Origin of the sequence: Shimia sagamensis, assembly GCF_900182745.1 — a bacterium.
Classification (GTDB): domain Bacteria; phylum Pseudomonadota; class Alphaproteobacteria; order Rhodobacterales; family Rhodobacteraceae; genus Shimia; species Shimia sagamensis.
Map to the genome: position 1 here is coordinate 193,242 of NZ_FXTY01000003.1, position 15,914 is coordinate 209,155.

12 protein-coding genes are annotated in these 15,914 nt (G+C 53.5%); 2 read left to right on the forward strand and 10 right to left on the reverse strand.

The annotated features are described in order from the left end of the window. Positions 1–14: 14 nt before the first annotated feature. Positions 15–977, reverse strand: a complete 963-nt coding sequence (locus tag QOL67_RS09090; RefSeq protein WP_283425658.1) for a TAXI family TRAP transporter solute-binding subunit — start codon at positions 975–977, stop codon at positions 15–17. Between the two features lie 49 nt (positions 978–1,026). Beyond that, positions 1,027–1,893 carry a MurR/RpiR family transcriptional regulator gene (locus QOL67_RS09095; RefSeq protein ID WP_283425659.1) on the reverse strand — a complete coding sequence of 289 codons (867 nt, stop codon included), beginning with the start codon at positions 1,891–1,893 and terminating at the stop codon, positions 1,027–1,029. 111 nt (positions 1,894–2,004) lie between these two features. Between QOL67_RS09095 and QOL67_RS09100 the strand changes: the two genes are divergently transcribed. Beyond that, positions 2,005–2,835 carry a beta-keto acid cleavage family enzyme gene (locus tag QOL67_RS09100; protein ID WP_283425660.1) on the forward strand — a complete coding sequence of 277 codons (831 nt, stop codon included), beginning with the start codon at positions 2,005–2,007 and terminating at the stop codon, positions 2,833–2,835. Then, the gene (locus QOL67_RS09105; RefSeq protein WP_283425661.1) at positions 2,832–4,154 is read left to right on the forward strand and encodes an aspartate aminotransferase family protein; all 1,323 of its coding nucleotides are present in this window, start codon (positions 2,832–2,834) and stop codon (positions 4,152–4,154) included. Before QOL67_RS09100 ends, QOL67_RS09105 begins: the two co-directional genes overlap by 4 nt. Positions 4,155–4,165: 11 nt before the next feature. On the opposite strand, the gene QOL67_RS09110 is transcribed toward QOL67_RS09105, so the two are convergent. From QOL67_RS09110 to nirB, 8 genes are all read right to left on the reverse strand, one after another. Next, positions 4,166–5,002, reverse strand: coding sequence for an alkaline phosphatase family protein (locus QOL67_RS09110; protein WP_283425972.1), 837 nt, complete (start codon positions 5,000–5,002; stop codon positions 4,166–4,168). Between the two features lie 140 nt (positions 5,003–5,142). After that, the gene (locus QOL67_RS09115; RefSeq protein ID WP_283425662.1) at positions 5,143–6,780 is read right to left on the reverse strand and encodes an ABC transporter ATP-binding protein; all 1,638 of its coding nucleotides are present in this window, start codon (positions 6,778–6,780) and stop codon (positions 5,143–5,145) included. After that, the gene (locus QOL67_RS09120) at positions 6,777–7,592 is read right to left on the reverse strand and encodes an ABC transporter permease (protein WP_283425663.1); all 816 of its coding nucleotides are present in this window, start codon (positions 7,590–7,592) and stop codon (positions 6,777–6,779) included. The genes QOL67_RS09115 and QOL67_RS09120 overlap by 4 nt, the downstream gene beginning before the upstream one ends. 10 nt (positions 7,593–7,602) lie before the next feature. Continuing rightward, positions 7,603–8,559: an ABC transporter permease gene (locus QOL67_RS09125; protein ID WP_283425664.1), complete on the reverse strand. Its 957-nt coding sequence runs from the start codon at positions 8,557–8,559 to the stop codon at positions 7,603–7,605. Position 8,560: 1 nt separating this feature from the next. After that, positions 8,561–10,144 (reverse strand): ABC transporter substrate-binding protein, encoded by a 1,584-nt coding sequence (locus QOL67_RS09130; RefSeq protein WP_283425665.1) that lies wholly within the window; start codon positions 10,142–10,144, stop codon positions 8,561–8,563. 364 nt (positions 10,145–10,508) lie between these two features. Continuing rightward, a complete protein-coding gene (locus tag QOL67_RS09135; protein ID WP_283425666.1) occupies positions 10,509–13,139 on the reverse strand; it encodes a nitrate reductase in 2,631 nt (876 codons plus the stop codon). Continuing rightward, entirely contained in the window at positions 13,136–13,471 is a 336-nt protein-coding gene (gene nirD / locus QOL67_RS09140; protein WP_283425667.1) for a nitrite reductase small subunit NirD, read from the reverse strand. Before nirD ends, QOL67_RS09135 begins: the two co-directional genes overlap by 4 nt. Next, complete coding sequence (nirB, locus tag QOL67_RS09145) at positions 13,468–15,912, reverse strand: nitrite reductase large subunit NirB (protein WP_283425668.1); 2,445 nt, start codon at positions 15,910–15,912, stop codon at positions 13,468–13,470. Before nirB ends, nirD begins: the two co-directional genes overlap by 4 nt. Between the last annotated feature and the right edge of the window lie 2 nt (positions 15,913–15,914).

Sequence of the window (15,914 nt, forward strand, 5' to 3'; positions counted from 1 at the left end):
AACTCAGACTGAACTTACTTCAGGCCCAGTTCCATGTAGGCTTTCTCAGCACCTGGGTGCAGAGGCGCACTCAGGCCATCTTTGACCATTTCAGCTGGGTCCAGGTTTGCGAAAGCAGGGTGCAACTTGCGGAAATCTTCAACATTTTCCATCACCGATTTTGCTACGATGTAGACAACTTCGTCAGGAACGGTTGCGCTGGTGACAAAAGTTGCGCCCACACCAAAGGTGGTGGTGTCGCCATCTGTGCCTTTGTACATGCCGCCCGGAATAGTTGCGACGCGGTAGAATGGGTTATCAGCAACCAGTTTTTCCACTTCGGGACCAGTTACGCTCACCAGGGTTGCATCACAGGTGGTGGTGGCTTCTTTGATTGCAGCGGCAGGGTGACCAATAGTGTAGATCATCGCGTCGATGTTGCCGTCACAAAGCTGTTTCGCCATCTCGGAGCCTTTGTACTCGGTCGCCAGAGCAAAGTCGTCCATGCCAATGCCATAAGCGTCCATCACCACTTCCATGGTTGCTCGTTGGCCAGAGCCAGGGTTGCCGACGTTAACACGTTTGCCTTTGAGGTCGGCAAAGCTGTTCACACCTGCGTCAGAGCGGGCGATCACAGTGAACGGCTCTGGGTGTACGGAGAATACCGCGCGAATATCTGGAAATGGGTTGTCTGCGAATTTGGAAGTGCCGTTGTAGGCGTGGTACTGCCAATCAGATTGGGCAACGCCAAATTCCAATTCGCCCGCTTTGATGGTGTTGATGTTGTATACAGACCCGCCTGTGGATTCCACTGCGCAGCGGATGCCGTGCTCTTTGCGACCTTTGTTGACCAAACGGCAAATTGCACCACCTGTCGGGTAGTAAACGCCGGTTACGCCACCGGTACCGATGGAGATAAACTCCTGAGCAGAAGCGCCCGCAGAAATGCCCATGGAGGCAATAATGGCCGCACCGGCCAGTTTCAGTTTCGAAATCATCTTAGGCTCCCTAGTTGATGATAGTATTGAAATTTCAGTCTTTTTGTCCTTAGTCCACCCAGAAATCACCCAGGTCTTGATTGCGCCGCTCAACCTCTCGGATGCGGTCGCTTGTGCCTTCGCCAGATTGTGCGACAAGCATGGCAATCATCGACTCCATCAATGCCAGAGTCGCCGCATAAGACGAGAAGAATTGTGGACTATCTGACGGAACAATAAAGGGAAAAGTTGCAAATTTGATCGCGGGACAGGTGTGACTGTCGCTTATCACGATGGTTTTTGCCCCAATACCCTGAGCGGCTTGAGCAGCCCGCACCGCTCTGTCGGCATAGGGGCGCTTGGTGATCACGAGTAAAACGTCCTCTGAAGTTAAGGATGCCAATGATGCACCCAAAGAGGCTCCCATGCGCCCGGCCAATGTCCAATTGGTTGAAAAATAGTTGGCCAAGTAGGCCATGTATTCAACGATTCCAGTTGAGCCAAAGGCGCCAAACAGCACAACTGACCGCGCATCCCCTAAAGCGATCACTGCATTTTGAAGTCGGTCTCTGTCAAGTGAGTCCGCGAGACTTGAGATGTTTGAAATACAGGCCGTCGCTTGTCGTTCATACATTGAATCCGTGGAGTTCGCAGCCGTTTTGAGCTGTTGGGCCCGTTCAGAAAACGAACTTGTGCGCCCTCCGACAGATTTTCGGCAAACTTCGCGAAGTTCCTCATAGGTTTCATATCCCAGGGCCCGTGCAAGTCGTGAAAGTGTGGCAGGGGATACGCCACTCGCCGAAGAAATTGAGCGCAGGGATCTTGCCGCCACGTCCATTTCATTAGCCACAACAAAATCTGCCGCTTCCCGAAGCTTGACGCTCAGGTCGGCATAATTCCCCGCAACCCGCTCTTGAAGACGGTCTGTGTTGTTCACGAATCCCTCCACTTGACAGGGATTATTCATATGTTTTAGCTCAGGTCAAGATTCGGAACATTCGTTTCACCTTGAACGTTACAGCGTAGCTGACCGGAGAAAGAAACAGGGATGCCAAAAGACAGCATCAAGCCTCAATTGAAGTGTGAAGCATTGGCGCCCTTAAAGGTGACCATTGCCCCCAATGGTGCCCGAAAGACCAAAAAAGATCACCCGAAGCTGCCCGTTTCCATTGAGGACATTGCCTGCACAGCGCGGCAGTGCTTTGTCGCAGGAGCGCATGAGCTTCATTTGCATATTCGTGATGGCAATGGACAGCATACCTTGGATCCTGCGCGGTACCAGGAGGCAATGACTGCGGTGTCTGAAGCTGCACCGGACATGCAAATTCAGATCACAACAGAAGCTGCTGGGCTATTTGACGTGGCGGACCAATTTGAAACATTGAAACAGTTGGTGCCCTCCGCTGCGAGTGTGTCAGTCCGTGAAATGGCGCGGGATGAAATTCTTGCGCAAAAGCTGTATGCTTTCGCGAACGACGCTGCTGTCGACATCCAGCATATCCTCTATGACGTGCAAGACATTTCGCTATATCGATCTTGGCTTTCTGATGCAGTGATCGCGCCTTCACAACGAGATGTTCTGCTGGTTGTTGGACAATATAACCCTCCTAAAACAGGTGAAGTGGCGGAGATTTCACCGCTTCTGAGCGCTTTGGCTGGGGAAATGTCCTCTTGGACCGTGTGTGCTTTTGGAAAAAGTGAACAAGCCGTTTTACAGTCCGCAATCCGCCTAGGCGGCCATGTTAGGGTTGGGTTTGAAAACAATATCCACCGAGCTGACGGGCATTTACTTAAGGACAATGCAGAAAGCGTATCCGGTGTTGTTCAATACGCCAATCGTTTGCGGCGCTCGATGTTAGGAAAGGTGCATGATCGATGAGCCACGTATTCCCAAGGCATAGCCGAAAAGAATTGCCCGTCGTTTCGCGGGGGGAGGGGCCTTTTCTTTACGACACGTCTGGCAAAGCGTATTTTGATGGGTCCGGCGGCGCTGCAGTGAGCTGTTTGGGCCATTCTGACCCTGCCGTGCTGACAGCCATAAAGGCGCAAGTAGATGCAGTTGCCTTTGCGCATACGGGATTTTTTACGTCAGAACCGGCTGAACGATTGGCAGACAAGTTAATTGAAAATGCTCCCGGAAATCTGGATCGCGTGTACTTGGTGTCGGGCGGATCCGAGGCTACAGAGAGCGCCTTGAAACTGGCCCGGCAATATGTGTTTGAAAAAGGCGAAACGAAGCGTCGGCATGTGATTGCTCGGCGTCAAAGCTATCATGGCAACACCCTTGGAGCACTCGCAACTGGCGGTAATCTTTGGCGACGCGAGCCGTTTTCTCCTTTGCTGATGGAAACGCACCATATTTCGCCGTGCTACGCGTATCGCGGGCAAAAACCCGACGAGACAAGTTTCGACTATGGGCAACGTGTGGCGCAGGAGTTGGAAGACAAAATTCTCGAACTGGGGCCACAAGACGTTCTGGCCTTTGTGGTGGAGCCGGTAGTGGGCGCAACGTCAGGCGCAGTACCGCCTGTTGAAGGTTACTTCAAAAGGGTGCGGGAGATTTGTGACAAGTACGGTGTCTTGCTCATTTTGGATGAGGTGATGTGTGGCATGGGACGTACCGGGAGCTTGTTTGCCTATGAGAAAGAAGGAATTTCTCCGGATATATGCGCCGTCGCAAAAGGACTTGGCGCGGGGTATCAGCCTATTGGCGCCATGCTCTGCACGTCCGAAATTTATGATGTGATCAAGCAGGGATCAGGTTTTTTCCAACACGGACACACTTATAATGGACACCCAACTGCGGCTGCGGCAGCTCTAGCCGTCGCAAAGCGCTTGATCGATGATGGCGTCGCTGCGAGCGTTGCTCCAATGGGCGCCAAACTCGTGGATGAGTTGAAAACTGTGTTTGGCCACCATCCGAATATTGGAGATGTACGCGGTCGTGGTCTGTTTCTAGGGCTGGAAATAGTGAAGAACCGCGAAACCAAAGAGCCTTTTGAAACTGAGCTCGCAATACCCGCGCGGCTGAAGTCAGCAGCGTTCGAAGCCGGTCTGATTTGTTATCCAATGGGGGGTACCATAGACGGCAAGTTGGGGGCTCACGTCTTGTTGGCACCGCCGTTCATTATGGAGACGTCCCATATTGATCTCATTGTTGGTACGCTAGAGAAAGCACTCTCCAAAGTGCTTCCTTAGGTTCACGCGTGTCACGCTAGGAAGGTCGCCGCCTTCATCGAGGTGGGTGCCTTGATGCCGAGGCGACCAAGAATAGTTGGAGCGAGTTGGAGCTGCGAAAGAACAACATCAGCCTTTGGGCCTTTAGCATCTCCGAAGTAATAGAGCGCAAAGTCTTGCTGCATGGGGTCATGACCACCATGGTGCCCGCGCGCGTCTTGTCCGTGATCAGCTGTGACAATCACCTCAAAGCCAAGTTGGCGCCATCTCGGAATGAAAGGCGCCAACATCTCGTCCATCACAAAACACGCGTGATCCATTTCGTGACTGTCGTGCTGAAATCGATGGCCCATGCTGTCCAACGTGCATGTGTGTAAAATGCCGTAATCAAGCCCATGGTTGAGGCAGAGATTGGTAAGCGTTGCGAACAGATCAACATCTGACGGCGTCATTTGGTTGGCCGCGCCATACCCGGTCATTGTGTGGAATCGACCGTGGTTGATGGTTCGGCTATCAGCTTCGTCATACTCGATATCACGGACATAATCGAATGGATGCCGATTGAAAAACTCAGACCAGAAAGAATGGGCGACAGCTCCGGTTTTGCCTCCACCCTTGCGTACTTCAGAGAAGATATCAGGCTGTTTGATCCGAAATACGTTTCCATTGCCGGTGCAGCCATGTTCTTGCGGCGTGACACCCGTGTGAATTGAAGCGTAACAGCTGGCAGAAATAGATGGCAGAACGGAGGTCATTTTCCACTTTTGGGCGGTGCCTTCAGCAACCCATCCTTCCAAGTTGCCAAAAAGACGCGACCAGTTCCGCCAGGGCACGCCATCCAGAATGATGAGAAGCAATTTGTTGTCCAGCATACCGTCCTCCGATGTTGTGAAAACCGTAGACCAAGATTTTACAATTGAAAGCACAAGACCGACCTTTTTGGTCTGATAGCGCGTAAAAACGGCGGCGCCCCTGCGAACGCCACCGTCAGGTCCGGTTGGTTAGGGTTTTAGTTCCCCGCGCTTTCCATTTTACGGTTTGCGATGACATCCTCGAGCCAACCCAGCTTCATCTCAGGAACAGAGCTGAGAAGCAGATCGGTGTAATCATCAAATGGCGGCGACAGAACGTCGGATTTTCCTCCGTACCGAACGACTTCCCCTTGATACATCACAGCAATTGAGTCCGCGATGGCCTTCACTGTTGCCAAGTCATGCGTGATGAATAGGTATGCCACATCCTCAATCTTTTGCAGATCAAGCAGGAGTTTTAGAATGCCATCTGCCACCAGTGGATCAAGCGCGCTTGTTACCTCGTCACAAATGATCATTTTGGGCTTGGCAGCCAAGGCCCGCGCGATACAAACGCGTTGTTTTTGCCCACCAGAAAGCTCAGCCGGATAGCGGTCAATAAAGGCCTCGCCCATCTCGATCTCGTCAAGGAGTTCAATGATCCTTTTGTGTTTCTCGGCGCCCTTTAAGCCAAAGTAGAATTCGAGCGGCCTGCCGATGATTGTGCCAACGGTCTGACGTGGGTTCATCGCAACGTCTGCCATCTGATAGATCATCTGCAACTCGCGCAAGTCGTCCTTTTTACGCCCCGCAAGGTCTTTGCTCAAATCGCGCCCTGCGAAATGCACGCTGCCGTTGCTCTGAGGCAGCAAACCCGTGATCACGCGCGCTAATGTGGACTTACCCGAACCACTTTCGCCGACAACAGCCAAAGTTTGTCCGGGGTGAAGCTCTACATTGATGTTTTTGAGAACATCAAAGTTGGTGCCTTTATACCGAGCGGTGATGTTCTGTACCTTGAGAACAGGTTCAGGCGTCGGTTCTTTTTCTTCATGCTCGATTGAGCGAACCGACACCAACGCTTTGGTGTAATCTTCTTGCGGATCATTGATGATCTGATTCACAGTACCGTACTCGACCATGTCACCCATCTTGAGCACAAGAATGTCGTCGCTGACTTGTGCCACAACCGCGAGATCGTGTGTGATGTAGAGAGCGGCAACGCCAGTGTCCCGGATGGCTTCCTTAATGGCCATGAGAACGTCGATTTGTGTAGTTACGTCTAGCGCGGTTGTCGGCTCGTCAAAGACAACCAGATCGGGTTCCGGACACAGGGCCAAAGCGGTCATACAGCGTTGTAGTTGGCCACCGGATACCTGGTGCGGATAGCGATTGCCGATGGTCTCCGGATCTGGGAGGCCAAGCTTCCGGAATAATTCAATGGCCCGGCCTACCGCTTCTTTGCTGGAGAACTTACCTTGAAGAATGGCCGCTTCAGTGACCTGATCCATGATTTTTTTGGCGGGGTTAAACGAAGCCGCGGCCGATTGGCTTACATAAGTCACTTCGCCGCCACGCAGCGCGCGGACGTCAGTGTGGCTGGTTTTCAGGATGTCTCGGCCATTGACCCAGACCTCACCACCGGTGATTTTTACGCCGCCACGCCCATAAGCCATGGAGGCCAAGCCAATAGTGGACTTACCTGCACCAGACTCGCCAATAAGGCCGAGCACTTTGCCTTTTTCAACTTCAAAGCTCACACCATGCACAATCTCAATGTCATGCGGTTTTTCCCCAGGGGGATAAACGGTGGCGCCAATTTTGAGGTCGCGAACTTTCAGAAGATTGTCGCTCATCCGCGGCCCCCTTTCAGTGATGTCGTGCGGTTGAGGACCCAATCCGCAACAAGGTTCACGGAGATCGCCAGTGTCGCGATTGCTACGGCTGGGTAAAGTGCCGCGCCAATGCCGTATACGATGCCATCAGCGTTCTCTTTTACGATGCCACCCCAATCAGCTTGCGGTGGTTGAACGCCCAGACCAAGGAAAGAAAGGGTGGACACAAACAGAACCATAAAGATAAACCGCAGACCCATTTCTGCAACAAGCGGGCTAAGCGCATTGGGTAAAATTTCCCGGAAGATAATCCAGCCACGGCCTTCACCGCGAAGTTTCGCAGCTTCGACGTAGTCCATGACATTGATGTCTACGGCCACGGCGCGTGCCAAGCGATAAACCCGCGTACTGTCCAACAGCCCCATAACAAGGATTAGAACGGGAACAGTTACTGGCATCACAGACAGCACAACCAGCGCAAAGATCAAAGACGGGATTGACATGATCAGGTCAACAAACCGGCTCATGGCTTGGTCTGCCCAACCGCCTAAGACAGCGGCGAGGAAGCCAAGTATGGATCCTGTCGTGAAGCTGAGGATGGTTGCGGCTGTGGCAATGAAAATGGTGGTCCGTCCACCGTAGATCATACGGCTGAGCAGGTCGCGCCCGAGGTTGTCAGTGCCAAGAAGAAACTCGGATGACGGTGGCAGCCAAACATCGCGGCTGACAACCTCCGCCATGTCGTAGGGTGCAATCCATGGCGCGAAAATCGCGACAAAGAAGTATGCACCGGTGAAGAAAAGCCCGATCAGGGCAGCTATGGGTATTCTCATAACGTGTTCCCTATTTCGGATGCCGCAAACGCGGATTGGCAATAATGGATACGATGTCAGCCACCATATTGAGGCCGATGTAGACCGCTGCAAAGATCAGCCCACAGGCTTGCACCACCGGAATGTCACGTTTGGACACGTGGTCGACCAAATATTGCCCCATGCCAGGATAAGTGAAGACCACTTCGATCACCACAACCCCCACAACCAAGTAGGCCATATTGAGCATGACAACGTTGATGACGGGCGCCACGGAGTTTGGCAGCGCGTGTTTCCAAATAATGGTGAACATGCGCAGGCCTTTTAGCTCTGCGGTCTCGATGTATGCAGATTGCATCACATTCAAAATCGCAGCGCGGGTCATACGCATCATATGCGCGAGGACAACTAGTGTCAGAACTGCAATGGGAATGGAGATCGTATGAAGTTTCTCACCCAGGCTCATGCTGTCATTAATCGTTGTGACAGAAGGGGCCCAACGAAGTCGGACGGACACAACAAAAATCGCGACATAGGCAATAAGAAACTCAGGTACGGAGATAGATGCTAACGTTACCGCTGAGATCAATTTGTCCGGCCAGCGTTCGCGATAGCGTACGGCAATCAAACCAAGCAAAATCGCAAGAGGCACGGAGATGATCGCGGCCCAAAAGGCCAAGAAAAGAGTGTTCCCAAGTCGCTTCCCGATAGATTCGGCGATATCTTTCCCGCTGGTCAGGGCAGTACCTAGATCGCCTTGAAGTAGCCCGCCAAGCCAATTGAAGTAGCGTTGGACCGGTGGTTCATTCAGCCCAAGGTCGCGGCGCATGTTGGCTAGCGCTTCGGGGGTAGCTGATTGTCCAAGGATGGATTGGGCCACGTCACCCGGCAGAATAATGGTGCCGGCAAAGATCAGAATCGAGACGAGGAAGAGCAAAAGGAGACCCAGCGCGATGCGCTGGGTCAATAGTTTCAAAAGGAGCGACATATCAGCCTGTCACCCACATACGCTGTGCGGCGTAACCGTTCATCAGTGAGAAGCCGGCAACACCTTCGACCCAACCACCGATCTTGTCGGTGTGGGCGTCGACAAAGTCGTTGAACATAGGGCAGATCAGGCCGCTTTCATTGCGCACCATCATGCCCATATCGGCATACATCTTTTTGCGCTTGTCTTGATCAAGTTCCGCACGTGCAGCGATGAGCAGCTTGTCAAAGCTCTCGCTGCTGTAACGTGTGTCATTCCAGTCGGCCGTGGACAGATACGCGGTTGTGAACATCTGGTCCTGTGTTGAGCGGCCACCCCAATAGCTGGTGCAGAACGGTTTGTTGTTCCACACTTCAGACCAGTAGCCATCGTTTGGCTCGCGTTTGATTTCGAGCTCGATGCCCGCCGCTTTGAGGGACTGCTGGAACAGTGCGGCCGCATCCGGCGCACCAGGGAATGAGTTATCGGAAGTGCGCAGAAGAACCGGGCCTTCGTGGCCTGATTTCTTAAAGTACTCAGCCGCTTTTTCCGGATCGTACTCGCGTTGCTCCATTTCCTCATACATCGGATAGGCCGCATTGATAGGTGAATCGTTACCCACAGAACCGTAGCCAAACAGGATCTTGTCGACCATTTCCTGACGGTTGATGCCATACTTCAGCGCCATCATCAGATCAGGGTTGTCAAACGGAGCAGTGTTCACATGCGCGATAAACACATAGTGGCCTGGGCCTGCAGTGGAGGACACTGTGACGCCTGGCGCGCGCGCCACAAGACCCGCTGTGCGAGGTGGCACGCGGTCGATGATGTCAACTTGACCGGATTGTAGTGCGGCAACACGGGCGGTGTTGTCGTTGATCACCAGCATTTCGATGGTCTCGGCATGGCCGATGTCACCCCAGTAGTTGGGGTTTTTCTCAGCCACAAAGCGCACACCCATATCAACGTCTTTCATGATATAGGGGCCAGTACCGATTGCCGCATCCGGCGCATCTTTGCCGCCGTTTGGCTGAATAATCAGGTGATAGTCGCTCATCAGGTAGGGAAGATCGGCGTTGCCGTTGTTGAGCTCGATGATCACATCACGGCCGTTGGTGCTGACGTTTTTGATGTCGCGCAACAGGCCTAGCGCACCAGACTTGGACTCTTCACCGGCGTGACGATCAAGCGTAGCTGCTGCGTCTGCTGCTGTTACTTCTTGACCATTGGAAAAGGTGATGCCTTTGCGGATAGTGAAGGTCCATGTCGTTGCATCGGCAGAGGCTTCAAAGCTCTCGGCGACTTTGCCTTGCAGGCCGCCGTCGTCGGTCAATTCTACAAGTGGTTCACCCCACATGCGGATAAGGTTCACAGAGGTAGTGTTTGCTGCTGTCGCTGGATCAAGGCTGTCGGTGGTCGAACCACCTTGTAGACCGATACGCAATGTGCCGCCTTTTTGCGGACCTGCGGCGTGAACAGCGCCAGCGAGCATGGTGCTTGCGGCTGCTGCCGAAACGCCAAGCGCTCCAGCGCGGCCGAGGAACTTGCGGCGTGAAATTGTACCCAAAGCAGCCTGACGGCTCAGGAACTTAAGCTCTTCGTTCATTTGGAAACTCCCATGTTGAATATTTTTGTTTTCGTTATGCTGCGGCTCGCCTGCGACACAAATCAAGGAAAATGTGCCTAAGCCCACAAAGTTTTCGTCGACTCCGCTCGCGATTGGGGTCGCCACAGTGGTGCCTTCAGGAAACCGTCATATCATGGTTCAAAACCGACAAACACGGCGTTTTTGGACTTTGCCAAAATTGCGTGCTTCCGGCGGCATTTCGCGCTATGGGGGTTTTACTTGAGGGGAAACGCCTAGAAGGTGTGTGCATTTCCAGCATGACCTTACGGCAAATTAGCCAAAAATTGGCCGCATGTTTCAATATAGCCGGTTCCCGGATTTCACGAATGGGATTGCCAGCGTACTATTCAGCAGCCAGTTGTCGGCGCGCTTCGCTCAAAAGTGCAGCGAGTTCAGGTCTACATGATCCACAATTGGAACCCGCGGACAACGTTGTGGCAATTTGTTCTACCGACACGAGATTGTTGTCTTCGATGGCTGCTAGAATGGTGTTCACACCGACATTGAAACACGCACAAACCGTGGGGCCGGGATCTAGCTGTGTGGTTCTCGGACGTCCAGCCAACACGTCGAGACCGCTTTGATGAAGCGTCATTCCGGCAAAGTTCCGCGACACTTGAACTGGGGCCTGATCTACAAACAAGGCTCCGACCAATTGTTCGCCACTATGAAAGGCCATACGAACACGGCCTTTATGAGTGTCTATTAGGCTGGAGCACTGAGCCTTTCCGGTTTGCAGTAGTGTCCGCGCAAAGCCTTCCCAACTTTCCGGTGTGCTGACGTCTGCTAGCTCAAGTTGCCAACCGTCGACAAGCTTGGCTTTGGCCCAATAGTTTGTAGTTGCATGCGGTTGCTCTACGCCCACCGCGTAGCCGTACCAGACCGCGTCAAATTTGGAGAGGCTGACGTAGGCTGATTTGCTGTCTGGCTGGCCGGACACCGGGTCCACGTCAGGGGCGACCAAGTCAGACACCACAGAATTGGCCGCTGTTTCGCCAGTCCAGTGAATTGGTGCAAACACTTGCCCTTGCGAGATGCGATCCGTCACCAACGCACGCAGTACCACTGAGCCAAACGGATTTGAGACCTTCACTAAATCGGCCTCAACGAGCCCAAGCTGGATCGCGTCGGATGGGTGGATTTCCAGAAAAGGTTCGCCGTAATGTTGGTTGAGGCGGGGAGATTGTCCAGTGCGAGACATGGTGTGCCACTGATCCCGAATTCGCCCCGTGTTCAGGCGAAACTGTGGAGGTTCAAGCATTTGTGGCAAATGAGGTTGCCTAACAGGGATCATTTTGGCGCGTCGGTCCGGGGTGAAAAATTGGCCGTCAGAGAAAAACCTCTGATTGGGCGTTTTTCCTCGGGAGCTTACGGGCCACTTAACGGGCTTCATACTTTGGTATTCCACATCTGAAATCTGCGCCAAGCCAGAGATGTCAAAGTCCTTACCCAGCTTTGCAGCCAAACCAGACAACGCGGCGTGCTCACGAAAGATGTCGAGTGGGCTGGAAAATCTGAAGCCTTCAGTAAACCCCATGTATTTGGCAACATCGCAAATGATCTGCCAATCATGCCGCGCGTCACTAGGCACAGGTAAAATGGCGCGTTGACGACTGATTGTGCGATCAGAATTTGTGACAGTTCCTTCTTTTTCGCCCCATCCGGTAGCGGGCAAAACAACGTCCGCCAAGCGTGCCGTATCTGTTGTACCAAACATGTCCGACACCACGACAAAATCGCAATTTGACATCGCCGCGCGCACTTTGGACGCATTAGGCATGCTGACCGCAGGGTTTGTGCCCATCACCCAAAGGGCTTTGATCTTTCCTGTGCCGACTGCTTCGAACATATCGACTGCTTTGAGCCCCTGACTCTCTGCGATAGTCGGTGCGTTCCAAAAGGATTGCACGCTTACGCGATGGACTGGATTTTCGATATCGAGGTGGCACGCAAGTGTGTTGGCAAGACCACCAACCTCACGCCCGCCCATCGCGTTAGGCTGCCCGGTCACTGAAAAAGGCCCGCATCCAGGTTTGCCAATTCGGCCTGTCGCCAAGTGGCAGTTGATGATGGCGTTAACTTTGTCAGCGCCATGATCGGATTGGTTTACACCTTGCGAGAACACAGTCACGCTTTTCTCTGTGCTAACCCACAAATTGGAAAATTCGGAAAGCTGTTCTTGGTTAAGGCCGGTAACAGCCACGTCGGTTTTGTTTGCTGTGTCCAACGCCTCTGCAAATCCTGAGAGGCTTTGAGAAATAAACGTTAGGTCTGTGGCACCCTTAGCGTGCGATTGGGTGAGCAAGTGGTTGAACAACGCCACATCTGTACCGGGTTGGATCGCAAGGTGCATATCCGAGAGGTCACAGGTGGCTGTGCGCCGCGGATCGATGACCACCACTTGCATTGTGGGGCGGGCAGCCTTCGCTGCGGCGATACGTTGATACAGCACCGGATGACACCAAGCGAGATTTGAGCCTGTTAGAATGACCAAATCGGCCAGTTCCAAATCTTCGTAGGCGCCAGGCACCGTGTCTGTACCAAAGGCTCGTTTGTGGCCCGCAACGGTGGACGCCATGCAAAGCCTTGAGTTTGTATCGATGTTGCCGGACCCAATATACCCCTTCATCAGTTTATTGGCGACATAGTAATCCTCTGTCAGCAATTGCCCTGAGACGTAAAATGCAACTGAGTCAGGTCCATGATCATCGGCTGCGATACGGAACTTCTCAGCAACCAATGAGAGTGCCTCGTCCCAGCTGGCTGAGCTGTCGCCGATCTGCGGCGCGAGCAGCCGATGGTCTGTCGAGACGGTTTCTCCGAGAGCAGAACCTTTGGAACAGAGCCGCCCGAAGTTGGCAGGATGCTCCGGATCGCCTGTTACAGTGAGCCCACCGGCACCGTTTGGTGTGGCAAGGACGCCGCAACCGGTACCGCAATAAGGACAGGTGGTACAGGTGGATTGAGAAGTCATTCTGCGGCGACCCCAGTAGCCAGTTCTGACGCGTCGAGCAGCACCCGGTCTTCGATAATTTGCGTCGCAAATGTTGCGATCTGGCCTTCATCCGGTCCTTGGGCCTTGCCCGTCTCCAGAGAGAAGACCCAATTGTGGAGCGGACAGGTGACCGCCTTCCCGTGCACGATACCCTCGGACAGCGGGCCGCCCTTGTGTGGGCACCGATTAGAGGTGGCGAAGACCTCGTTATCGCTTGTTCGGAAGACTGCGACGCAACCCACTGCTGTTTTCACAATGCGCGCGCCGCGCAGAGGGATGTCGGTGACGGAACAGATATCGATCCAGTTCATTCTGCTGCCTCCAGTGCAAGGTTGGCGACCGGTTGATAGATTTCAGACTTTTTTGATGCGTGTTCGGCCCAGGGGTCGGTGCGATAAACCGATTGAGAAATCTCAAATCTTTCGGCGAGGGCTTGGCGGGTCTCTAGGTCCTCCACAACCTGTTCCTTGACCCAGTCCAGCCCCACCTTGTCGACCCACTTCCAAATACGATCGAGATACTTGGCATTTTCGCGGTAGATCTGCGTCATGGCAGAGATCACCTCCATGGCCTCTTCTTCAGTGGCAACTTTGCAGAGGAACTGGGTTTCTTTGACTTCCATACCCGCCGCGCCCGCAACAGAAATTTCGTAGCCTGAGTCCACACAGATCACACCGATGTCCTTGCACGTTGCTTCGGCGCAGTTGCGCGGGCAGCCGGACACGCCGAGTTTTAACTTATGTGGTGTCCATGACCCCCACATGTGTTTTTCTAGCTTTACGCCAAGACCAGTGGAGTCCTGTGTTCCAAAACGACAATGGTCAGAGCCTACACAGGTTTTCACCGTGCGCAGGCCTTTGGAATAAGCATGACCAGAGACCAATCCTGCTTGGTTCAGGTCGAACCAAATCGCGGGAAGATCTTCCTTTTTCACTCCCAAAAGGTCGATGCGCTGACCTCCGGTGACTTTAACCGTTGGTATGTCAAATTTGTCTGCCGCGTTTGCAATTGCACGCAACTCATCCGGAGTGGTGATCCCGCCCCACATGCGTGGCACAACGGAATAAGTACCGTCTTTCTGAATATTGGCGTGGTTGCGTTCGTTCACAAAGCGGCTTTGCGCGTCGTCCTGATACTCCAGTGGCCAATCGGCCAGCAGGTAGTAGTTGATCGCCGGACGGCAAACATGACACCCGTTTGAGGTCGTCCAACCAAGTTCTTGCCAGACGGCTGGCTGCGACTTCAGCTGTTTGGATTTGATCAAGCGCCGCACGTCTTCATGCGTCAGATCTGTACAGCCACACACAGATTTCGCGGCAGGTACGATAAAGTCATCGCCAAGCGTGACCGCGAGAACTTGTTCCACCAAATTTGTACAAGTCCCACAGGACGCCGAGGCTTTGGTGGTTGCCTTGATGTCATCAAGCGTTGTGGCGCCGTTGCCAATGGCGTCCTCGATCTGACCTTTGCATACGCCGTTGCAGCCGCAGATTTCTGCGTCAGCCGGTAAGGCTGCAACGGCTGCCATAGGGTCCAAGGGGGACCCTCCTTGAAAGGCAGGACCAAAGATGAGCGTATCGCGCATCTCAGAGATGTCCTCGCGGTCTTTGATCAAACCAAAGAACCAATTCCCGTCTGCCGTATCGCCATACATAACGACACCCACGATGCGGTTGTTTTTGATCACGAGGCGTTTGTAGACGCCCCGAGCCGGGTCCCGATAGACGATATCTTCGTGGCCTTCACCCTCAGCAAAGTCACCGGCGGAGAAGAGATCACAGCCAGTTACTTTTAACTTGGTTGCCACTTCTTTGTTCTCAAAGACAGCCTCTTCACCGATCAGCGTTTTAGCGATTACCTTGGCCTGATCAAAGATCGGCGCAACAAGGCCAAAGACGTTGCCGTTGTGTTCCACGCATTCACCCAGCGACAGGATGTTTTCATCCGATGTGACCATCTGGTCGTCCACATGGATGCCGCGACCAGTGGCGAGGCCAGCCTCAGCTGCCAAAGCCACGGACGGGCGAATGCCCACAGCCATAACCAATAAGTTGCACGGCAACTCCGTACCGTCGTCCAGTATCAGCGCTTTGACTTTGCCATCTTCGCCAAGGATTTCCTTAGAGTTGGCGGAGCATTTCACGGAAATGCCTTTGTTCACCAGCGCTTTGCGCAGCAGATATCCTGCGGCATCATCGAGCTGGCGCTCCATCAAGTGGCCCATGATATGCACCACAGTCACGTCCACGCCACGTAGCGCGAGGCCAGCTGCGGCTTCAAGACCTAGCAAGCCACCGCCGATCACGACGGCTTTGGCGTCTGGTTCATCTCCAAGGGAGATCATTGCGTTGGTATCTTCGAGATCACGGTATGCGATTACGCCGTCCAGATCATGCCCCGGCAGCGGGATGATAAAAGGGGTGGAACCAGTGGCGATTATCAGCTTGTCGTAAGCCAGAATGTCGCCGCTGTCGGACGTCACCGTTTGCGCGGAGCGGTCAATGTTCACAACCTTTTCGCCGAAGCGCGTGGTCACGCCCTTCCCCTCGTACCACTCCGCTGAATGGGTGACGATCTCGTCAAAACTCTTGTCTCCTGATAGAACAGGGGAGAGCATAATCCGGTTGTAGGTGCCGCGTGGTTCAGCGTTGAACAGCGTGACATCGTAGGTGTCGGGGGCCTCTTCAAAGAGATGTTCCAAGGCGCGCCCTGCGGCCATCCCGGCCCCAATTATGATAAGTTTCTGTGTCATGT

Bases quoted from the DNA above. Each gene is read 5' to 3' on its own strand.
- QOL67_RS09090 (WP_283425658.1), bottom strand. From the start codon at position 977: ATGATTTCGAAACTGAAACTGGCCGGTGCGGCCATTATTGCCTCCATG.
- QOL67_RS09100 (WP_283425660.1), top strand. From the start codon at position 2,005: ATGCCAAAAGACAGCATCAAGCCTCAATTGAAGTGTGAAGCATTGGCG.
- QOL67_RS09105 (WP_283425661.1), top strand. From the start codon at position 2,832: ATGAGCCACGTATTCCCAAGGCATAGCCGAAAAGAATTGCCCGTCGTT.
- QOL67_RS09115 (WP_283425662.1), bottom strand. From the start codon at position 6,780: ATGAGCGACAATCTTCTGAAAGTTCGCGACCTCAAAATTGGCGCCACC.
- QOL67_RS09120 (WP_283425663.1), bottom strand. From the start codon at position 7,592: ATGAGAATACCCATAGCTGCCCTGATCGGGCTTTTCTTCACCGGTGCA.
- QOL67_RS09125 (WP_283425664.1), bottom strand. From the start codon at position 8,559: ATGTCGCTCCTTTTGAAACTATTGACCCAGCGCATCGCGCTGGGTCTC.
- QOL67_RS09130 (WP_283425665.1), bottom strand. From the start codon at position 10,144: ATGAACGAAGAGCTTAAGTTCCTGAGCCGTCAGGCTGCTTTGGGTACA.
- QOL67_RS09135 (WP_283425666.1), bottom strand. From the start codon at position 13,139: ATGACTTCTCAATCCACCTGTACCACCTGTCCTTATTGCGGTACCGGT.
- nirD (WP_283425667.1), bottom strand. From the start codon at position 13,471: ATGAACTGGATCGATATCTGTTCCGTCACCGACATCCCTCTGCGCGGC.
- nirB (WP_283425668.1), bottom strand. From the start codon at position 15,912: ATGACACAGAAACTTATCATAATTGGGGCCGGGATGGCCGCAGGGCGC.